Raw genomic sequence first — 20,475 nt, 5'->3', positions numbered from 1 at the left:
CCGCCTACATGCTTAAACCGGGACAACCGTCGCCCGGCTAACATAGCCTTCTCCGTCCCCCCTTCGCAGTAACACCAAGTACAGGAATATTAACCTGTTTCCCATCGACTACGCCTTTCGGCCTCGCCTTAGGGGTCGACTCACCCTGCCCCGATTAACGTTGGACAGGAACCCTTGGTCTTCCGGCGTGCGGGTTTTTCACCCGCATTATCGTTACTTATGTCAGCATTCGCACTTCTGATACCTCCAGCATGCCTCACGACACACCTTCAACGGCTTACAGAACGCTCCCCTACCCAACAACACATAGTGTCGCTGCCGCAGCTTCGGTGCACAGTTTAGCCCCGTTACATCTTCCGCGCAGGCCGACTCGACCAGTGAGCTATTACGCTTTCTTTAAATGATGGCTGCTTCTAAGCCAACATCCTGGCTGTCTGTGCCTTCCCACATCGTTTCCCACTTAACTGTGACTTTGGGACCTTAGCTGGCGGTCTGGGTTGTTTCCCTCTTCACGACGGACGTTAGCACCCGCCGTGTGTCTCCCGTGATAACATTCTTCGGTATTCGCAGTTTGCATCGGGTTGGTAAGTCGGGATGACCCCCTAGCCGAAACAGTGCTCTACCCCCGAAGATGAGTTCACGAGGCGCTACCTAAATAGCTTTCGGGGAGAACCAGCTATCTCCCGGTTTGATTGGCCTTTCACCCCCAGCCACAAGTCATCCGCTAATTTTTCAACATTAGTCGGTTCGGTCCTCCAGTTAGTGTTACCCAACCTTCAACCTGCCCATGGCTAGATCACCGGGTTTCGGGTCTATACCCTGCAACTTAACGCCCAGTTAAGACTCGGTTTCCCTTCGGCTCCCCTATACGGTTAACCTTGCTACAGAATATAAGTCGCTGACCCATTATACAAAAGGTACGCAGTCACCTAACAAGTAGGCTCCCACTGCTTGTACGTACACGGTTTCAGGTTCTTTTTCACTCCCCTCGCCGGGGTTCTTTTCGCCTTTCCCTCACGGTACTGGTTCACTATCGGTCAGTCAGGAGTATTTAGCCTTGGAGGATGGTCCCCCCATATTCAGACAGGATACCACGTGTCCCGCCCTACTCTTCGAGTTCACAACCTGTGCATTTTGGTGTACGGGACTATCACCCTGTACCGTCGGACTTTCCAGACCGTTCCACTAACACACAAGCTGATTCAGACTCTGGGCTGCTCCCCGTTCGCTCGCCGCTACTGGGGGAATCTCGGTTGATTTCTTTTCCTCGGGGTACTTAGATGTTTCAGTTCCCCCGGTTCGCTTCATTACGCTATGTATTCACGTAATGATAGTGTGACGAATCACACTGGGTTTCCCCATTCGGAAATCGCCGGTTATAACGGTTCATATCACCTTACCGACGCTTATCGCAGATTAGCACGTCCTTCATCGCCTCTGACTGCCAGGGCATCCACCGTGTACGCTTAGTCGCTTAACCTCACAACCCGAAGATGTTTCGTAAAACACCACCGTGTTGCGAAAATTTGAGAGACTCGAACACACCATTTTTCATTTCTTATTACGGAGAAATGAAACAGTGTGTCGTTTCAATTTTCAGCTTGATCCAGATTTTTAAAGAGCAAAACTTCGCAGTGAACCTTTTCAGGTACACTCTGAAGTTTTCTTGTGTTTTTGCAGTAAAGATGGTGGAGCTATGCGGGATCGAACCGCAGACCTCCTGCGTGCAAAGCAGGCGCTCTCCCAGCTGAGCTATAGCCCCATCGTAGTTATCTCATTCACCTTAATTCTTGCTGAGACAAGGCGTGGAGCGGCGAAGCATACTGAAGTATGCGAGTCGTTTCACAACGCGGTATCAGAAAGAATTTGGTAGGCCTGAGTGGACTTGAACCACCGACCTCACCCTTATCAGGGGTGCGCTCTAACCACCTGAGCTACAAGCCTGCAGAGATTTTCTTACTGCTAATTTTCATCAGACAATCTGTGTGAGCACTTCAAAGAACGCTTCTTTAAGGTAAGGAGGTGATCCAACCGCAGGTTCCCCTACGGTTACCTTGTTACGACTTCACCCCAGTCATGAATCACAAAGTGGTAAGCGCCCTCCCGAAGGTTAAGCTACCTACTTCTTTTGCAACCCACTCCCATGGTGTGACGGGCGGTGTGTACAAGGCCCGGGAACGTATTCACCGTGGCATTCTGATCCACGATTACTAGCGATTCCGACTTCATGGAGTCGAGTTGCAGACTCCAATCCGGACTACGACGCACTTTATGAGGTCCGCTTGCTCTCGCGAGGTCGCTTCTCTTTGTATGCGCCATTGTAGCACGTGTGTAGCCCTACTCGTAAGGGCCATGATGACTTGACGTCATCCCCACCTTCCTCCAGTTTATCACTGGCAGTCTCCTTTGAGTTCCCGGCCGGACCGCTGGCAACAAAGGATAAGGGTTGCGCTCGTTGCGGGACTTAACCCAACATTTCACAACACGAGCTGACGACAGCCATGCAGCACCTGTCTCAGAGTTCCCGAAGGCACCAAAGCATCTCTGCCAAGTTCTCTGGATGTCAAGAGTAGGTAAGGTTCTTCGCGTTGCATCGAATTAAACCACATGCTCCACCGCTTGTGCGGGCCCCCGTCAATTCATTTGAGTTTTAACCTTGCGGCCGTACTCCCCAGGCGGTCGACTTAACGCGTTAGCTCCGGAAGCCACGCCTCAAGGGCACAACCTCCAAGTCGACATCGTTTACGGCGTGGACTACCAGGGTATCTAATCCTGTTTGCTCCCCACGCTTTCGCACCTGAGCGTCAGTCTTTGTCCAGGGGGCCGCCTTCGCCACCGGTATTCCTCCAGATCTCTACGCATTTCACCGCTACACCTGGAATTCTACCCCCCTCTACAAGACTCTAGCCTGCCAGTTTCGGATGCAGTTCCCAGGTTGAGCCCGGGGATTTCACATCCGACTTGACAGACCGCCTGCGTGCGCTTTACGCCCAGTAATTCCGATTAACGCTTGCACCCTCCGTATTACCGCGGCTGCTGGCACGGAGTTAGCCGGTGCTTCTTCTGCGAGTAACGTCAATCGCTGCGGTTATTAACCACAACGCCTTCCTCCTCGCTGAAAGTACTTTACAACCCGAAGGCCTTCTTCATACACGCGGCATGGCTGCATCAGGCTTGCGCCCATTGTGCAATATTCCCCACTGCTGCCTCCCGTAGGAGTCTGGACCGTGTCTCAGTTCCAGTGTGGCTGGTCATCCTCTCAGACCAGCTAGGGATCGTCGCCTAGGTGAGCCGTTACCCCACCTACTAGCTAATCCCATCTGGGCACATCCGATGGCAAGAGGCCCGAAGGTCCCCCTCTTTGGTCTTGCGACATTATGCGGTATTAGCTACCGTTTCCAGTAGTTATCCCCCTCCATCGGGCAGTTTCCCAGACATTACTCACCCGTCCGCCACTCGTCACCCAAGGAGCAAGCTCCTCTGTGCTACCGTTCGACTTGCATGTGTTAGGCCTGCCGCCAGCGTTCAATCTGAGCCATGATCAAACTCTTCAATTTAAGTTTGATGCTCGTGAATTAAACTTCGTAATGAATTACGTATGTTCACTCAGAGACTTGGTATTCATTTTTCGTCTTGCGACGTTAAGAATCCGTATCTTCGAGTGCCCACACAGATTGTCTGATAAATTGTTAAAGAGCAGTGCCGCTTCGCTTTTTCTCAGCGGCGCGGGGTGTGCATATTACGCCATCCCGCTACGAAGTCAAGCATTTAATTTCGCTTTCTTCGCCGGAGTTCTCAGTGGAACCCCGCTGACCCGGCGGCTTGCGTGCCGTTGTTCCGTGTCAGTGGAGGCGCATTATAGGGAGTTATTTCAGGCTGACAAGGGGAAATTTAAAATAATTTTCCAAGTGCGTGTTTTTTATTCTTTGCGTTTATTTTAACAACGTTTTGTTGGTTAATTGGGCAATTTCCCGGGCAAATCCCGCCACCTGTTCCCAGTCGGTATAGATCACTTCTTTCTTCGTATCCGTTTCACCACCTGACATCTTCATAATCAGTTGGATCATGACGCGGTCATACCAGCGATAGCGGGGATACAACAAAGCACCCGCAATGACTGCACTGTGGTCTGGTCGCCACGGTGAACTCATCAGAAACTTACGCGCATAGCTATTAGTTTGCGGTGTGCGTTTCTCCGGTTTACGGGCAACCAGGTTTACAGAGTAAAACGCACTCGGCATCGTATTCAGCTGCGTGGCATGCTTTTTCACAAATTCCTGAAATGCAGAATGGTAATGGCCATAGCGAATTGATGCACCAATCACCACACTGTCATAATTTTTCCACTCAGGCTCTTCGGTACGATGCAAATTCATGACATCTGCCCAGACACCCAGCTCTTTAAGTTCAGAAGCCAGATACTCAGCGATTTCGCGCGTTTGTCCGTCCCGGGAAGAAAAAAGAATCAGTGTTTTCACGTGTTACTCCATTATTCACGCCAGAAAGTAGGGGTAAAGAGCACCAGCAGAGTAAAGACCTCCAGACGACCAAACAGCATGTTGGCAATCAGGATCCATTTCGCCACCGGGTTCATGCTGGCAAAATTGTCGGCAACAACCCCCAGCCCAGGCCCGAGGTTATTCAGCGTCGCCACAACTGAGGCAAACGCAGAGAAGTCATCCACACCGGTCGCAATAATTGCCAGCATACTGATAATAAAGACCAGCGCATAGGCAGAAAAGAAGCCCCATACCGCTTCAAGGATTCGTTCCGGCAACGCTCGGTTGCCCAACTTAATGCTATAGACCGCATTGGGGTGAACCAGTCGCTTCAGTTCGCGGTTACCCTGTTTGAACAGTAACAAGATACGAATCACCTTCAAGCCACCGCCCGTTGACCCGGCACAGCCACCAATAAACGCAGAACACAGTAGTAGCACCGGCAGGAACAACGGCCAGCGAGCAATACTGTCCGTAGTAAATCCGGCGGTCGTCGCCATCGATACCACCTGGAAAAATGCCTGGTTGATCGTCGTGAGCGCCGACCCATAGGTATTATGTATCCACAACACCAGCGTACAGACGGCCACCAGCGTTAGCTGCACCCCGATAAACATGCGGAATTCCGGATCGCGCCAGTAGACCTTCAGACTACGCCCGCTTAATAAAGAGAAGTGCAGGCCATAGTTACAACCGGAGATCAGCAGGAAGATAGCAATAATCGTGTTAATCGTGGGGCTGTCGAAATACCCCACACTGGCATCGTGTGTGGAAAAGCCGCCGATAGCAATGGTGGCGAAGCTGTGCCCAATGGCGTCAAAGGCAGGCATGCCGGCAAACCACAGCGCCAGCGCACACGCAACCGTCAATAGCACATAGATGAGCCACAAGGTTTTTGCCGTTTCGGCAATACGCGGGCGCATTTTATTATCTTTCAGCGGCCCAGGCATTTCTGCCCGATAGAGCTGCATGCCACCCACGCCAAGAATAGGCAGGATAGCCACCGCCAGCACGATGATCCCCATCCCGCCGAACCATTGCAGCATCTGGCGATAAAAGAGAATGGCATGCGGCAGTGAATCCAGCCCCACCAGCGTCGTCGCACCTGTGGTTGTTAACCCGGAAAAGGATTCAAAAAAAGCATCGGTGATCGTGAGGTTAGGACTTTCCGCAAAAATGAACGGCAACGCACCCACGCTCCCCAGCACGGTCCAGAATAAGACGACGATCAAAAACCCTTCACGGGATTTCAGTTCGCCCTTCTCTTTACGGTTTGGCCACCACAGCATGGAGCCGATAGCCAGAGCCACGAAGAAAGTTTGGGTAAATGCACGACCCGCACCATCACGGTAGATAAGTGCTACCAGTCCGGGGATGATCATCGTTCCCGAAAATAAGATGACCAGCAGTCCAACGATTCGGGTGATGGCGCGAAAATGCATCTCTGCCGCTTCCTTAGTTCTTTAAAATGAGGTGGGGATTATTCTGCAATCGATAACAATTGCAATGAACCACGACTAAAATCCGCCAGCTTTGCTGAAAATTCATCCACTTTCGCATAAGGAAGTGCTACCCGAAGCAGAACGAATGCCTGGTAATCACTGAAAACGATTTTACCGTCAAACTGCCCCAACAGTGTTTCAATGCCTGCCAGTTGGCCGTACTCACACTGCAAAGTATATTCGGTTAATGGCGTCTTGCGCTGTGTCGTTAACTGGCGCAGCGCCTGATTCACACCACCACCGTAGGCTTTTACCAACCCCCCCGTACCGAGAAGGATACCGCCGTAGTAGCGCACCACCACCGCAGTAATCTCACCAACGCCGCTCCCCATCAGTTGAGCGAGCATCGGTTTGCCTGCGGTACCCGCCGGTTCGCCATCGTCTGAAAATCCCAGCTGTTGCGAGTCATTGGGCGCACCCGCCACCCACGCCACACAATGATGACGTGCATCCGGGTGTTCCGCTCTGACTGACTCAACAAACGCTTTCGCCGCTTCTACACCGTCCGTATGGGCGAGCAACGTAATGAAGCGGCTTTTTTTGATCTCTTCAACGACGCTAACCGGCGCCGCAGGGATTAACCAACTGTCCATTACGCCAGTTTCAAATCCCGGGTCATGTTTTCAATATTGCTCTCGTGGACAACCACGTTGTCTTCAATACGAATCCCGCCGAACGGCTTCAGGGCTTCGATTTTCTGCCAGTTGAAGTGTTTGCTGAATTGCCCTTCACGCCACGGTGCCAACAGCGATTCAATAAAGTAGATGCCCGGTTCGATGGTCAGAACCATGCCCGGTTGCAAAACGCGGGTGCAACGCAGATAAGGATACTTCGACGGCGCGGCAAGGTGTGTGCCCGTATCATCCTGCATAAAGCCAGCAACATCATGCACCTGCAGACCCAGCGGGTGACCAATGCCGTGCGGCATAAACGGCCCGGTAAGATCGTTTTCTACCATCGCCTCTTCACTCATATCGGTGATGATTTGATGCTTACGCAGCAGTTTCGCGATGCGCTGATGGAACTGAATGTGGTAATCCACATAGCTGGTGCCTGCTTTCATCGTGGCAATAAGCGCCAGTTGCTCGTCATTCACATCTTTCACCAGATGCGCATAGTCGTTGTCGCTTTTCGCCGACCAGGTACGCGTCAGGTCTGCCGCATAGCCGTTATATTCCGCACCCGCGTCCAGCAGGAAGCTGCGGATTTCAGACGGAGCCTGATGATCCAGCTTGGTGTAATGCAGAACCGAAGCATGCTCGTTAAGTGCAACGATATTGCTGTACGGCACGTCGGTGTCACGATGACCGGTAGCCGTCAGGTAAGCGAGGTTGATGTCAAACTCGCTCATTCCGGAACGGAACGCTTCTTCCGCGGCACGGTGTCCATTCACCGCCATTTTCTGCGCTTCGCGCATACAGGCCAGTTCGTAATCTGTTTTATAGGCGCGGTAATAGTGCAGGTAGTCGATCCCCCCTTTCGGGTTGATGTTGCTGGCCGCGATATCCAGCTGCAGTGCGCGTTCCGGAACCGGACCAATGTAACCGATATTGCCGCGAGCCGCAGGCAGTTGACTACCAATACCATCCGCTTTTGGCAGCGCGATGATCTCAATTTCTTCCGTCCAGAAGGAGGTCGGCAGCGGCTCAACGTTGTGCCAGTAATCGACCGGCAGGTAGAACCACAGTTTCGGCTTGTTCACGCCATCCACCAGCAACCAGCAGTTAGGAACCTGCGTTACAGGCACCCAGGCTTTGAATTGCGGATTAACCTTAAACGGATATGGATGATCGTCGAGAAAGACGTTAATCAGCTCACCTGAGTGAATAAGTAACGCATCCAGCTTAAAGCGTTCCAGCGCGTCGCGCGTCCGTTCCTGTAGGGTAACGATATGATTTTTATAGAGAGCGGCCAGTGATTCCATTTTCTATCCTTCTGTTTTTTTGACCTCAAGTCTCCGCATCTTAGCACATCGCCTTGTGAGTGCGTGATTTCTGCCGAGCGTGATCAAATCGTCATTTCTTTAATCATTCATTTGCATTTTATTAACACAAAATACACACTTCGATTCATCTGGTATGACCAGATCACCTTGCGGATTCAGGAGACTGACATGCTTTACAAAGGCGACACCCTGTACCTCGACTGGCTGGAAGATGGCATCGCCGAACTGGTGTTCGATGCCCCTGGTTCGGTCAATAAACTCGACACGGCCACCGTTGCCAGCCTGGGCCATGCGCTTGATGTGCTGGAAAAACAACCGAATTTAAAAGGGCTGCTGCTGCGTTCTAACAAAGCAGCCTTTATTGTTGGTGCCGATATCACCGAATTCCTTTCACTGTTCCTCGTGCCTGAAGAACAGTTAAGCCAGTGGCTGCATTTTGCCAACAGCGTCTTTAACCGCCTCGAAGATCTGCCTGTTCCGACCCTCTCTGCGGTAAACGGTTACGCGCTGGGCGGTGGCTGCGAGTGTGTCCTGGCAACCGATTATCGTCTGGCAACACCAGACCTGCGCATCGGTCTGCCGGAAACCAAGCTGGGCATTATGCCGGGCTTTGGCGGTTCCGTGCGTATGCCACGTATGCTGGGCGCGGACAGCGCGCTGGAAATCATTGCTGCAGGTAAAGATGTTGGCGCTGACCAGGCGCTAAAAATCGGCCTGGTCGATGGTGTGGTGAAGCAAGACAAACTGCTTGATGGCGCGATTGCCGTATTACGTCAGGCAATTAATGGCGATCTCGACTGGAAAGCCAAACGTCAGCCGAAGCTGGAGCCGTTGAAACTCAGCAAAATTGAAGCGGCTATGAGCTTTACCATCGCCAAAGGCATGGTGGCGAAGACGGCAGGTAAGCATTATCCCGCACCGATTACCGCGGTAAAAACCATTGAAGCAGCGGCTCGTTTTGGCCGTGAAGAAGCGCTGAATCTGGAAAATAAAAGCTTTGTGCCACTGGCGCACACCAGTGAAGCTCGCGCGCTGGTTGGGATCTTCCTGAACGATCAGTTCGTGAAAGCCAAAGCCAAAAAGCTCACCAAAAATATTGAAGCACCAAAGCAAGCGGCAGTGCTGGGTGCAGGCATTATGGGCGGCGGCATCGCGTATCAGTCAGCCTGGAAAGGCGTGCCGGTTGTGATGAAAGATATCAACGACAAATCATTAACGCTCGGCATGACCGAAGCGGCCAAGCTACTGAACAAACAGCTTGAGCGCGGCAAAATTGACGGTCTGAAAATGGCGGGCGTGATTTCCACTATTCATCCAACCCTCGACTATAGCGGTTTTGAGCGTGTGGATGTGGTGGTTGAAGCGGTCGTAGAAAACCCGAAAGTGAAAAAAGCGGTGCTGGCGGAGACTGAAGACAAAGTTCGCCCGGATACGGTACTGGCGTCGAATACCTCCACCATCCCAATCAACGAACTGGCCAGCGCGCTCAAGCGCCCGGAAAACTTCTGTGGGATGCACTTCTTTAACCCGGTGCACCGTATGCCGCTGGTTGAGATCATTCGCGGCGAGAAAAGCTCGGATGAAACCATCGCCAAAGTTGTCGCGTGGGCAAGCCAGATGGGCAAAACGCCAATTGTGGTCAACGATTGCCCCGGTTTCTTCGTGAACCGCGTGCTGTTCCCGTATTTTGCCGGTTTCAGCCAGCTGCTGCGCGATGGGGCGGATTTCCGCAAAGTCGACAAAGTCATGGAAAAACAGTTTGGCTGGCCAATGGGCCCGGCTTATCTGCTGGACGTGGTGGGTATTGATACCGCACATCACGCACAGGCGGTAATGTCCGCGGGCTTCCCACAGCGTATGCAGAAAGATTATCGCGATGCGATTGATGCGCTGTTTGATGCCAGCCGTTTCGGGCAGAAAAACGGCCTCGGATTCTGGCGTTATAAAGAAGACAACAAGGGCAAGCCGAAAAAAGAAGAGGATGCCACCGTTGATGATCTGCTGGCAGAAGTCAGCCAGCCGAAACGCGAATTCAGTGATGAAGAGATTATCGCTCGCATGATGATCCCAATGGTCAACGAAGTGGTACGGTGCCTGGAAGAAGGCATTATCGCCAGCCCGGCAGAAGCCGATATGGCGCTGGTGTATGGCCTGGGCTTCCCTCCGTTCCACGGCGGCGCGTTCCGCTGGCTGGATACGCTCGGCAGCGCGAAGTATCTCGATATGGCTCAGCAGTATCAGCACCTCGGAGCGCTGTATGAAGTTCCGGCTGGTCTGCGTGATAAGGCGCGCCATAACGAACCGTATTATCCCCAGGTTGAGCCTGCCCGCCCGGTTGGCAGCCTGAAAACGGCTTAAGGAGTCACAATGGAACAGGTTGTAATTGTTGATGCGATCCGTACCCCGATGGGCCGTTCAAAAGGGGGCGCGTTTCGTAACGTACGGGCAGAAGATCTCTCCGCACACTTAATGCGTAGCCTGCTGGCGCGTAATCCGGCACTGGAGCCAACCGCGCTGGATGACATTTACTGGGGCTGTGTGCAGCAAACGCTGGAGCAGGGTTTCAACATCGCCCGTAACGCCGCGCTGCTGGCGGAAATCCCGCACTCCGTTCCGGCGGTCACCGTGAACCGCCTGTGCGGTTCCTCGATGCAGGCGCTGCACGACGCGGCACGTATGATCATGACCGGCGATGCTCAGGCGTGCCTGATTGGTGGCGTGGAGCATATGGGCCATGTACCAATGAGCCACGGCGTTGATTTCCATCCAGGCATGAGCCGCAACGTAGCAAAAGCTGCGGGGATGATGGGGCTGACGGCAGAAATGCTCTCGCGTATGCACGGTATCAGTCGTGAAATGCAGGATGCTTTCGCCGCACGTTCACATGCTCGCGCCTGGGCTGCAACACAGTCTGGCGCATTTAAAAACGAAATCATCCCGACCGGCGGTCATGATGCCGACGGCGTGCTGAAGCAGTTTAACTACGATGAGGTTATCCGCCCGGAGACAACCGTTGAAGCGCTCTCCACCCTGCGCCCGGCGTTCGATCCGGTTAGTGGAACGGTCACTGCCGGTACTTCCTCCGCGCTCTCCGACGGCGCAGCGGCGATGCTGGTCATGAGTGAAAGTCGCGCCCGTGAGCTGGGTCTGACGCCGCGTGCCCGTATTCGTTCGATGGCTGTTGTTGGCTGCGACCCGTCAATCATGGGTTACGGTCCGGTTCCGGCCTCAAAACTGGCGCTGAAAAAAGCGGGACTCTCCTCCAGCGACATCGGCTTGTTTGAGATGAACGAAGCCTTTGCCGCCCAGATCCTGCCGTGCATTAAAGATCTGGGGCTGATGGAGCAGATAGACGAGAAGATCAACCTCAACGGCGGCGCGATCGCCCTGGGCCACCCACTAGGATGTTCCGGCGCGCGGATTAGCACCACCCTGCTCAACCTGATGGAACGCAAAGACGTGCAGTTTGGTCTGGCAACGATGTGTATCGGGTTAGGTCAGGGCATCGCGACGGTATTTGAGCGAGTTTAATCAAAGATAAATTCCCCTAAATAATTCGCGCTGCATCGCGGCGGCAACTGARCRAATCCCCRGGAGCATAGWTWACTATGTGACYGGGGTGMGYRAAGGCAGCCAACAAWGAGGCAGAGTGAATTATGACGGGGAAAGGTTTAGTTGCCGTTCTTCCCGCCTGTCAGGGGCGGGTTTTTTATTTACCTGAACTACCACGCACCACTAATTGCACCGGCAACAGCAGATTCTCTTCCAGTTTCTCTTCCAGCAATAAACGCAGCGCTTCACGCCCCAGTTGCTTTTTATCAACCGCAATAGTGGTCAGCGGCGGATGTGACCAGGCCGCAGCATCGATATCATCAAACCCCACCAGCGCGAGATCTTCCGGGATACGTATATCCTGCTGCGCACACACCCGCTGAACAACCATCGCCGCCGCGTCGTTATAGGCAAAAATGGCATCAGGCGGCTCCGGCAGCCTGAAAAGCTCATTAACCGCTTCCACCAGGGATTGCTCGGTATCCAGCAGCGGTGGCGCAACGGCGTCGTATTCTGGCGGCATCAGCAAACGGGCCTCATACAATGCCTGACGGTAGCCCTTCTCGCGCTGACGGATGCTGTAGTGCGCAAGCGAACTGGCAAGAAAAGCGATACGGCTGCGCCCCTGTTCGATCAAGTGTTTTGTCGCCAGATAGCCGCCCTGGGTATTGTCCGGATTGACGCATGGCAAACCTGGAGCCCACAGATCCACCAGCACCAACGGCAATTTCATCTGTTGCAGCAAGCCAAGTAATTCAGGCTCAAAAAAACCGGCGCAGATCAGCGCATCCGGCTGGTGCAGCATCACCTGCTCACTCACTGCATCACCTGGGCCTATAGAGAGAAAACTCAGCGCAATACCCTGATCCCGGCAGGCATCATCGATACCCAGCAGCAGCTGCGAGTAAAACGGCAATGCCCGGCTGATATTGTGCTGGCGGTGAAGCAAAAACAGGACTCGCTTGAGCTTGTCACTGCGCAGACGGGAAAAATCATAGCCCTGCTGCTGCGCGACAGAAATAATGCGCAGCCGGGTATCTTCACGTAGCCCTGGCTGCCCTTTTAGTGCACGGGATACAGCGCCAACTGAAACGCCGCAGGCTTCGGCAATATCTCTGATTCGTACAGGTTTCGTCATTTCACTCTCATTAATTCTACACGGTGGCCTGTTGTGCTCCCAGCCAGGCCGCGCCGCGTACGCCGCTACTGTCGCCGTGTCGGGCCTGAACGATCGGCGTACGGCACTGTTTACCAAACACGTATTGTGCCACTCGCGCCTGCAAGCCTGTGTACAGTAAAGCGATATTAGATACCCCGCCCCCCAGCACGATAACATCGGGATCGAGCGTATTCACAACCCCCGCCAACGCACGCGCCAGCTGATCGCAATAGCGTTCCCATAACAAACAGGCTACCGTATCACCCGATTCTACCCGTTGCATAATTTGTGGCACACCCGCATGTTGCGCGGTGTGATTCATATACTGACGCTCCAGGCCGCTGCCGGAAATAAAGCTCTCAATACAGTTCACCTGTCCGCAATAGCATGTCACTTCAGCCCCGTCCCGAGATTCGTGGTAGCGCGGCAATGCATTATGTCCCCACTCTCCTGCACAGGCGTTAGGTCCAGAGATCAAACGGTTATCGATGCATAGTCCACCACCGCATCCGGTACCGAGGATAACGCCAAATACGACACGATAGCCCCGTCCGCTACCGTCCATCGCTTCCGACAGTGTGAAGCAGTTGGCGTCATTAGTTACGGGCACTGGCATTCCTAATGCACGCTCAAGATCTTGCGAAAAAGCCTGCTGATTCAGCACCAGGATATTGGAATTCTTAATCAAACCTTCGCTATCCACCGCGCCGGGCACCCCGATACCCACCGATAAAGGCTGATTAACGGCCTGTCTCGCCTTAGCAATCATCTCGGTCACAGCCTGGAAAAAATCACCGTAACTCTGCTTTGGTGTCGCACTTCGCTCGCAGAAAACAATTTCACCTGCGTTATCAATCACCACCGCTTCAATTTTAGTCCCGCCGATATCCAGTCCGAGCCTCATGGTTTTCCCTCGCTGACGTCCCGCAATGTGATGCGATACAGCTTGCCCATTTTGTTTACTAAACAAAATGAAACCCGTCACAAAAACTCAGTTTTATGATTAATAGATAGAAAAAACATGTTTACTAAAAAATATGCTGAAAAAGAGAAACAACAAGACCGGGTTTGCACCCAGTTAGAAGAAGTAAGGTTGGTAATGGATGCGCCGGAAGGGATCCGGCGCACAGCGCTTAAATGAACGCGAAAGCGTCGCCAAACAGGCGATCTTCACGCGCACTACGTTCATTGCAGAACAGGTCGCGCGCGATTTTAGCCATCTCGAAACGCCCGGCGATATAAATATCATGTTCCGCCAGAGTGCCGTAATCCTGTAATACTGCCGTTAATACGGTTCCCGTACGACCACGCCAGCCGTCTTCAGGCTGCTCTACCACCGGCTCAACGCGCAGGTTCGGGTGATTCACCGACAATGCTTCCAGCTCTGAGAGATCGTAGAGATGCTTCTCTTCGCGCCCGCCCCAGTAAATAGTGATATCGCGGTTTGGATTGCGCGCCAGCGCGGTAAGCAGAATAGAACGCACGTAAGAGAACCCTGTACCTCCGGCAATCAGGATCAGCGGACGATTCTCATCATCCCGCAGCCAGGCTTCACCGTGCGGGATATCGACCTTAATTTCCCGATCTTTCAGAATTCGGTCCATAACAGCCATGGCATAAAGATTTAGCTCAGAAGCACCCACGTGCAGCTCAATGAACCCATGCTCATCCGGCGTAGATGCCATGGAGAACGGACGTTTATCACGTTCGTCCATCACGACCATTAAATACTGACCTGCACGAAAGGAAAACGCCGCGTCCGGCACTAAACGTACGCGATATACGGTGTCAGTGATAGCTTCTACCGAGGTCACTTTACAGCTTAAGGTTGTCATGCGCTCTCTCTGTCGGATCAATAGGCAAAACGATCGCGCCTCAGGCGCTTTTGCCGTCATTAAAGATGGCTAATTCATCCCAAATTGCGTCAATACGCGCAGTCACTTCAGGATCTTTTTTAATCGGGCGTCCCCACTCTCGTTGGGTTTCACCCGGCCATTTATTTGTGGCATCCAGCCCCATTTTTGAACCAAGGCCGGAAACCGGCGAGGCAAAATCCAGGTAATCAATCGGCGTATTCTCTACCAGTACCGTATCCCGGGCCGGGTCCATACGGGTAGTAATTGCCCAAATCACATCGTTCCAGTCACGTGCGTTGACATCATCATCGCAGACAATAACAAATTTGGTGTACATAAACTGACGCAAAAATGACCAAACGCCCATCATGACGCGTTTGGCATGACCCGCGTACTGTTTTTTCATCGTCACCACGGCCAGTCGATAAGAACAACCTTCCGGCGGCAGATAAAAGTCGACGATTTCCGGGAACTGCTTTTGCAGAATAGGAACAAAGACCTCATTCAGCGCCACACCGAGAACCGCTGGCTCATCTGGTGGGCGTCCGGTGTAGGTGGAGTGATAAATCGCATCTTCACGTTGGGTAATGTGGGTGACGGTGAAAACCGGGAAGCTATCCACTTCATTGTAATAACCCGTATGATCGCCATACGGTCCTTCCGGTGCCAGTTCACCCGGCTCGATATAACCTTCCAGTACGATTTCAGCGCTGGCGGGTACTTCGAGATCGTTGGAGATGCATTTGACGACTTCGGTCTTGGTGCCACGCAGCAGCCCGGCGAAGGCGTACTCTGATAATGTATCAGGTACAGGGGTCACAGCGCCCAGAATGGTCGCCGGGTCTGCCCCTAACGCAACGGAGACTGGGAAACGCTCACCAGGGTGTGCAGCGCACCACTCCTGATAATCCAGCGCGCCGCCACGATGTGAAAGCCAACGCATAATGAGCTTATTTTTGCCAATCAACTGTTGGCGATAAATACCCAGATTCTGTCGCTCTTTATGCGGACCACGCGTGACGGTGAGTCCCCATGTAATCAGTGGCGCAGCATCTTCCGGCCAGCAGGTCATAATCGGAATGCGGTTTAAATCAACGTCATCGCCTGAAGAAATTTTTTGCTGACAAGGCGCACCGCGTAGCCGTTTGGTCGGCATGTTCAGCACCTGCTTGAACTGTGGCAGCTTATCAAACAGATCGCGGAATCCTTTCGGCGGCTCCGGCTCTTTCAAAAACGCCAACAGCTTACCAACTTCCCGTAGTGCTGAGACATCTTCTTGCCCCATCCCCATGGCGACACGCTTCGGCGTGCCAAACAGATTGCACAGCACCGGCATTGAATAGCCTTTTGGATTCTCAAACAACAGCGCAGGCCCACCGGCACGCAAGGTGCGATCGGCAATTTCAGTGATCTCCAGATGGGGATCCACTGGAAGCGTAATGCGTTTGAGCTCGCCCTGCTGTTCAAGCTGCGTCAGGAAGTCGCGTAAATCGTGATATTTCATGGCGTCCATTATGGCCTCTGTGTAAGCGCCTCATTATACGGCGTTCATCATTGTGATGCTGTATTTTTGTTAAATTAGCGTGAACTCTGGCAACCAACACCGATGAGGCTTGAAAGATGAAGTGTATAATGACTTTTGCTATGCTTGCGCTCAGAACAAGCGGATAAGAGTTATTATGCAAGCCTGGTATTTACTGTACTGCAAACGCGGGCAACTTCAACGTGCCCAGGAACACCTGGAAAGACAAGCAGTAAACTGTTTGACGCCAATGATCACCCTGGAAAAAATGGTGCGTGGTAAACGTACCACAGTCAGTGAGCCACTTTTCCCTAATTACATGTTTGTCGAGTTCGATCCGGAAGTGATCCACACCACGACCATCAATGCGACACGTGGCGTTAGCCATTTTGTACGTTTTGGAGCGACACCAGCCACCGTCCCCTCTCCCGTCATTCACCAGCTTTCTATCTACAAGCCCGAAGGAATTGTTGACCCGGAAACGCCGCATCCTGGAGACTGCGTCATTATCACTGAAGGGGCATTTGAAGGGTTGAAGGCGATTTTCACCGAACCCGACGGCGAAGCACGTTCCATGCTCCTGCTTAACCTGTTGAATAAAGAGGTTAAGCAGAGCGTGAAAAACACCGGCTTTCGAAAAATATAAACAGACTGACTCAGAAGGTCACTTCGAATAACGTTCTGACGTTGGCATCAATCGCCGTTGATAGCCACTGAGGATCTTCCCCGCGCCAGTGCGCAATACGCTCAAGAATATGCGGCAGGTGTGCAGGTTCATTGCGTCGGGAAGTCGGCTTCGGGGCCAGATCGCGTGGGAGTAAATAGGGCGCGTCTGTTTCTATCAGCAGCCTTTCCACCGGGATAAACGGCAGTAGCTCCCGTAGTTCCATACCCCGACGCTCATCGCAGACCCATCCGGTAATCCCGATATAAAGCCCTCTGTCCACGCAGTCCTGCATCTCCCGGCGCGAGCCAGTGAAACAGTGCAGCACTGCGCCGGGGAGGCTGTCCAGCCAGGGTTCCAGCAGCGTCAAAAAACGTTCGTGGGCATCCCGACAATGCATGAAAACAGGCATCTGCAATTCGGCGGCAACACGCAATTGCGCCTCAAAAGCCCGTTCCTGTTCCTGCGCAGTGGAGTAATTACGATTGAAATCCAGGCCACACTCACCAATGGCGACCACTTCGGACTGGTTCGCCAGTGCAATAATTTCCGCCTCTGTTGAGGATTGCCATTGGCTACTGTCATGCGGGTGGACGCCAGCTGTGGACCAGCAATGTGGATAATGCTGTGCCAACTTTAGCGCCTGCTGGCTTTCATGCAGGTTTGTTCCGGTCAGAAGCATGCCGTTTACACCCGCAGCAAAGGCGCGCGCCACAACCTCATCCCTGTCTTTCGCAAATTGTGAACTGGTTAGATTAACGCCAATATCAAACATGCTTCCTCCCATATGACAACCGCCCTTACGGGCGGCTGAATTTACTCTTCGGTTTTCTCGGTGGCTTCGGCTTCTTTCGCATTCTCAGCCTCGTTGTCTTCGTCTCGCGTACGTCGCTTGCCGACATAAAAACGAGAGAAGAAAACACCCACCTCAAACAGGCAGTACATCGGTATCGCCAACAGCGTTTGCGAGAAGACATCTGGTGGAGTCAGTAACATCCCCACGACAAATGCCCCGACAACTACGTAAGGACGTTTCTTACGTAAGTCCTCAGGTGTCGTAATGCCCATCCAGCACAACAATACAATGGCGACAGGAACCTCAAAAGAGACACCAAACGCCATAAACAGCGCCATGACAAAGCTGAGATAACTGGCAATGTCTGTCGAAACCTGCACGCCTTGCGGAGCTGTGTTGGCAAGGAAGCCAAACGCCAACGGGAAGACGACAAAATAGGCGAATGCCATCCCGATATAGAACAACAGCGAACTTGAGACCAGCAGCGGCACGACAAGGCGACGTTCATGCTTATACAAAGCAGGCGCAATAAATGCCCATACCTGGTACAGGATCACTGGTGCCGACAGGATCAGCGACACCATAAAGGTTAGCTTTATCGGGGTAAAGAACGGTGAAGCCACATCGGTGGCGATCATCGTTGCACCCTGAGGCATCTGCTTAATCAGCGGTGCCGCAACCATATGGTAAATGTCGTTGGCAAAATAAACCAACGCCAGAAAGATCACCATAACCGCAATAATGCAGTTCAGGAGTCGCTTACGCAGCTCAATAAGATGCGTGATGAGCGGTTGAGTATCTTCTACAGACATGTTTACGGTTTATCACTCGACGAGGGTGAGGATTCGACAGCAGGTGCGGCAGGTTTCTTTTCCGCGTCCATCGACGTAACGGAAGCAGTGTCTTTCAACTCCGGCGTGTCAGCACCCGTGGATTCCGGTTTTTGCTCCGGCGAACTGGCCTGTGCTTCAGCAGTAGCAGGGGTAACCCCCTCGTGCTGCGCTTCACTTCCTTTCACTACAGGGTTATGGATAGTGTGCGCTTCATCGCTCGCTTTCTCAGGATCGTGCACGCTGTAAGAACGCTTCATCGACTCAGCCGCTTCACGCAGCTCATCCATCGATGCTTTTAGCTCCGGCGTCAAATTTGTCAGGCTCGCTTTCTCTACTTTCTTCAGGCTGTCCTGAAACTCCTGAAGCTTAAGCTCCTGGGTCAGTTCATTCTGCACAGTAGTTGCAAGAGAGCGCAGCGCACGGACCCAGCCCGCGACCGTTTTTACTGCCACTGGCAATCGTTGTGGCCCCAGTACGATGAGGCCGATAACGAACACCAATAACAGTTCGCTAAAACCGATATCAAACACGGATTATACCTGCTCTTTATCTTGGCTTTTGGCGTCTTCTTTCTTCACTTCACCCTGCTTATCGGTGATGGATTTAGCGGTAAAATCAGCGTCCTGGCTGGTTTTATCCTGCTTAGGTTCATCATCACCCATCGCTTTCTTGAAGCCTTTAATAGACGCGCCAAGGTCGGAACCGATGGAGCCGAGTTTCTTGGTGCCAAATAGCAGTACAACGATGACGGCAATGATCAACAACTGCCAAATACTGATACCACCCATACATGTTCCTCTGTCATAGATGATGAATTAATAAGGCCGTAGTATACGTTACACGACCTGCCTTGGGCGATGAAAAAATCAGCGCATTTTGCGCCAGCCGATCAGCCAGGCGATAACACCACCCGCGATTAACCAGCCCGGCATAAGCCCCCACTCAGGGCGGCTTACCAGCAGGAATGTCCCACTTAACAGCAACGTTGCGCCAATACCCAATAAATAACGGGATTGTCCCTGACGTACGTGATTCGCATGAAGCTCGCGCGCAATCTTATCAACACTGTGCTGTAAATATTTGCCCTGGCGCAAACTGTCATACACCAGTTCAGGTATTTCTGGCATTTTTTCGACCCAGAACGGTGCTTTTTCTTTAAATGCCCTGACAAGCGCCGGAATACCGACCTGATCTTTAATCCAGGATTCAAGGAAAGGTTTGGCCGTTTTCCACAGATCCAACTGAGGATAGAGCTGTCGGCCAACACCCTCAACGTACAACAGCGTCTTCTGTAACAGCACCAGTTGAGGCTGGACTTCCATATTAAATCGACGTGCCGTATTGAACAGATTCAACAGCACGTGACCAAAGGAGATCTCTGCTAGCGGCTTTTCGAAGATCGGCTCACACACGGTACGAATGGCGAATTCGAACTCTTCAACGTTGGTATCCGGTGGAACCCATCCAGAATCCACGTGCAGTTCAGCAACTTTGCGGTAATCGCGGTTAAAGAACGCAATGAAGTTTTCAGCCAGGTAACGCTTATCTTCTTTGTTTAAAGAGCCCACAATCCCACAATCAATACCAATGTATTTCGGGTTTTCAGGGTGCTCATAACTGACAAAAATGTTCCCAGGGTGCATATCTGCATGGAAAAAGCTGTCGCGGAATACCTGAGTAAAGAAGACCTGAACACCACGCTCGGCCAACAGTTTCATATTGGTGCCGTTCTTCTCAAGCGTGGTGACATCTGAAACCGGGATACCGTAAATGCGCTCCATCACCATCATGTTCTGACTGCAATAGTCGGAATACACTTCCGGGATGTACAGCATCGGGCTATCTTCAAAATTACGTCGTAGCTGAATGGCGTTCGCCGATTCGCGCAGCAGATTTAGCTCATCAATCAACGTTTTTTCATATTCACGGACGACTTCTGTTGGTCGCAGGCGACGCCCATCTGGCAGCAGACGAGGAACCCAACGAGCCAGGCGGTAGATCAGTTTTAAATCCGCTTTGATGACCGGCAGTATGTCCGGGCGAATAACTTTGATCACCACCTCTTTGCCATTCGACTTCAGTCGCGCGGTATGAACCTGAGCAATAGACGCAGATGCCAGTGGTGTTATCTCAAAATCATCAAACCA

At 52.5% G+C, this 20,475-nt stretch carries 16 protein-coding genes, 2 tRNA genes and 2 rRNA genes (1 of these 20 only partly in view); 3 read left to right on the top strand and 17 right to left on the bottom strand.

The window, feature by feature from the left end; translation table 11 throughout:
* The 8 genes from JTI85_RS01830 to pepQ all read right to left on the bottom strand — a co-directional run.
* Nucleotides 1-1,480, bottom strand: a 23S ribosomal RNA gene (locus JTI85_RS01830) (it extends 1,362 nt beyond the left edge of the window).
* Between the two features lie 206 nt (nt 1,481-1,686).
* Nucleotides 1,687-1,762 (bottom strand) — tRNA-Ala (locus tag JTI85_RS01825).
* 105 nt (nt 1,763-1,867) lie between these two features.
* A tRNA-Ile gene (locus JTI85_RS01820) sits at nt 1,868-1,944 on the bottom strand.
* Between the two features lie 71 nt (nt 1,945-2,015).
* Nucleotides 2,016-3,557: ribosomal RNA gene (locus JTI85_RS01815) — 16S ribosomal RNA — on the bottom strand.
* The 16S and 23S rRNA genes sit together here with 2 tRNA genes alongside, the layout of an rRNA operon.
* Before the next feature lie 375 nt (nt 3,558-3,932).
* Nucleotides 3,933-4,478: a menaquinone-dependent protoporphyrinogen IX dehydrogenase gene (gene hemG / locus JTI85_RS01810; RefSeq protein ID WP_005133225.1), complete on the bottom strand. Its 546-nt coding sequence runs from the start codon at nt 4,476-4,478 to the stop codon at nt 3,933-3,935.
* Nucleotides 4,479-4,489: 11 nt separating this feature from the next.
* Complete coding sequence (gene trkH, locus JTI85_RS01805; RefSeq protein WP_003017848.1) at nt 4,490-5,941, bottom strand: Trk system potassium transporter TrkH; 1,452 nt, start codon at nt 5,939-5,941, stop codon at nt 4,490-4,492.
* A gap of 38 nt (nt 5,942-5,979) precedes the next feature.
* Nucleotides 5,980-6,594, bottom strand: coding sequence for an IMPACT family protein (locus JTI85_RS01800; protein WP_048214101.1), 615 nt, complete (start codon nt 6,592-6,594; stop codon nt 5,980-5,982).
* Nucleotides 6,594-7,925, bottom strand: a complete 1,332-nt coding sequence (gene pepQ / locus JTI85_RS01795; RefSeq protein ID WP_219352032.1) for a Xaa-Pro dipeptidase — start codon at nt 7,923-7,925, stop codon at nt 6,594-6,596. The genes JTI85_RS01800 and pepQ overlap by 1 nt, the downstream gene beginning before the upstream one ends.
* Nucleotides 7,926-8,114: 189 nt before the next feature.
* Between pepQ and fadB the strand changes: the two genes are divergently transcribed.
* Both fadB and fadA read left to right on the top strand, forming a co-directional pair.
* Complete coding sequence (fadB, locus tag JTI85_RS01790; RefSeq protein WP_219352031.1) at nt 8,115-10,304, top strand: fatty acid oxidation complex subunit alpha FadB; 2,190 nt, start codon at nt 8,115-8,117, stop codon at nt 10,302-10,304.
* Between the two features lie 9 nt (nt 10,305-10,313).
* Entirely contained in the window at nt 10,314-11,477 is a 1,164-nt protein-coding gene (fadA, locus tag JTI85_RS01785) for an acetyl-CoA C-acyltransferase FadA (RefSeq protein WP_048214098.1), read from the top strand.
* Between the two features lie 178 nt (nt 11,478-11,655).
* On the opposite strand, the gene JTI85_RS01780 is transcribed toward fadA, so the two are convergent.
* From JTI85_RS01780 to ubiD, 4 genes are all read right to left on the bottom strand, one after another.
* On the bottom strand, nt 11,656-12,636 hold the full coding sequence (locus JTI85_RS01780) for a LacI family DNA-binding transcriptional regulator (protein ID WP_115644192.1): 981 nt from the start codon (nt 12,634-12,636) through the stop codon (nt 11,656-11,658).
* 16 nt (nt 12,637-12,652) lie between these two features.
* The gene (locus JTI85_RS01775) at nt 12,653-13,561 is read right to left on the bottom strand and encodes an ROK family protein (RefSeq protein WP_219352030.1); all 909 of its coding nucleotides are present in this window, start codon (nt 13,559-13,561) and stop codon (nt 12,653-12,655) included.
* A gap of 229 nt (nt 13,562-13,790) precedes the next feature.
* Nucleotides 13,791-14,492, bottom strand: a complete 702-nt coding sequence (gene fre, locus JTI85_RS01770; protein ID WP_048214095.1) for an NAD(P)H-flavin reductase — start codon at nt 14,490-14,492, stop codon at nt 13,791-13,793.
* Nucleotides 14,493-14,532: 40 nt separating this feature from the next.
* The gene (gene ubiD / locus JTI85_RS01765) at nt 14,533-16,026 is read right to left on the bottom strand and encodes a 4-hydroxy-3-polyprenylbenzoate decarboxylase (protein ID WP_040230095.1); all 1,494 of its coding nucleotides are present in this window, start codon (nt 16,024-16,026) and stop codon (nt 14,533-14,535) included.
* A gap of 166 nt (nt 16,027-16,192) precedes the next feature.
* Here ubiD and rfaH point away from each other — a divergent pair, with 166 nt between their 5' ends.
* Nucleotides 16,193-16,681, top strand: a complete 489-nt coding sequence (gene rfaH, locus JTI85_RS01760) for a transcription/translation regulatory transformer protein RfaH (protein ID WP_005133248.1) — start codon at nt 16,193-16,195, stop codon at nt 16,679-16,681.
* Between the two features lie 10 nt (nt 16,682-16,691).
* Here rfaH and tatD read toward each other — a convergent pair whose 3' ends face one another.
* The 5 genes from tatD to ubiB all read right to left on the bottom strand — a co-directional run.
* A complete protein-coding gene (tatD, locus tag JTI85_RS01755) occupies nt 16,692-17,474 on the bottom strand; it encodes a 3'-5' ssDNA/RNA exonuclease TatD (RefSeq protein ID WP_219352029.1) in 783 nt (260 codons plus the stop codon).
* 41 nt (nt 17,475-17,515) lie between these two features.
* Entirely contained in the window at nt 17,516-18,307 is a 792-nt protein-coding gene (tatC, locus tag JTI85_RS01750; protein WP_048214092.1) for a Sec-independent protein translocase subunit TatC, read from the bottom strand.
* Between the two features lie 2 nt (nt 18,308-18,309).
* Complete coding sequence (tatB, locus tag JTI85_RS01745) at nt 18,310-18,858, bottom strand: Sec-independent protein translocase protein TatB (RefSeq protein WP_048214091.1); 549 nt, start codon at nt 18,856-18,858, stop codon at nt 18,310-18,312.
* Nucleotides 18,859-18,861: 3 nt separating this feature from the next.
* Entirely contained in the window at nt 18,862-19,116 is a 255-nt protein-coding gene (gene tatA, locus JTI85_RS01740; RefSeq protein WP_003017888.1) for a Sec-independent protein translocase subunit TatA, read from the bottom strand.
* Nucleotides 19,117-19,194: 78 nt separating this feature from the next.
* Nucleotides 19,195-20,475, bottom strand: a 1,281-nt coding sequence (ubiB, locus tag JTI85_RS01735) for a ubiquinone biosynthesis regulatory protein kinase UbiB (RefSeq protein ID WP_255575026.1), incomplete at its 5' end; no start/stop codon positions are given.

It is taken from the genome of Citrobacter sp. Colony219 (assembly GCF_019382635.1).
In the GTDB taxonomy this organism is placed as follows: domain Bacteria; phylum Pseudomonadota; class Gammaproteobacteria; order Enterobacterales; family Enterobacteriaceae; genus Citrobacter; species Citrobacter youngae.
The sequence above is the reverse complement of the archived record's forward strand: the minus strand, read 5'-3'. Positions and strand labels throughout refer to the sequence as shown.

Bases quoted from the DNA above. Each gene is read 5' to 3' on its own strand.
- tatA (WP_003017888.1), bottom strand. From the start codon at position 19,116: ATGGGTGGTATCAGTATTTGGCAGTTGTTGATCATTGCCGTCATCGTT.
- JTI85_RS01800 (WP_048214101.1), bottom strand. From the start codon at position 6,594: ATGGACAGTTGGTTAATCCCTGCGGCGCCGGTTAGCGTCGTTGAAGAG.
- tatD (WP_219352029.1), bottom strand. From the start codon at position 17,474: ATGTTTGATATTGGCGTTAATCTAACCAGTTCACAATTTGCGAAAGAC.
- ubiD (WP_040230095.1), bottom strand. From the start codon at position 16,026: ATGGACGCCATGAAATATCACGATTTACGCGACTTCCTGACGCAGCTT.
- fadB (WP_219352031.1), top strand. From the start codon at position 8,115: ATGCTTTACAAAGGCGACACCCTGTACCTCGACTGGCTGGAAGATGGC.
- JTI85_RS01780 (WP_115644192.1), bottom strand. From the start codon at position 12,636: ATGACGAAACCTGTACGAATCAGAGATATTGCCGAAGCCTGCGGCGTT.
- pepQ (WP_219352032.1), bottom strand. From the start codon at position 7,925: ATGGAATCACTGGCCGCTCTCTATAAAAATCATATCGTTACCCTACAG.
- fadA (WP_048214098.1), top strand. From the start codon at position 10,314: ATGGAACAGGTTGTAATTGTTGATGCGATCCGTACCCCGATGGGCCGT.
- JTI85_RS01775 (WP_219352030.1), bottom strand. From the start codon at position 13,561: ATGAGGCTCGGACTGGATATCGGCGGGACTAAAATTGAAGCGGTGGTG.
- fre (WP_048214095.1), bottom strand. From the start codon at position 14,492: ATGACAACCTTAAGCTGTAAAGTGACCTCGGTAGAAGCTATCACTGAC.
- rfaH (WP_005133248.1), top strand. From the start codon at position 16,193: ATGCAAGCCTGGTATTTACTGTACTGCAAACGCGGGCAACTTCAACGT.
- trkH (WP_003017848.1), bottom strand. From the start codon at position 5,941: ATGCATTTTCGCGCCATCACCCGAATCGTTGGACTGCTGGTCATCTTA.
- tatC (WP_048214092.1), bottom strand. From the start codon at position 18,307: ATGTCTGTAGAAGATACTCAACCGCTCATCACGCATCTTATTGAGCTG.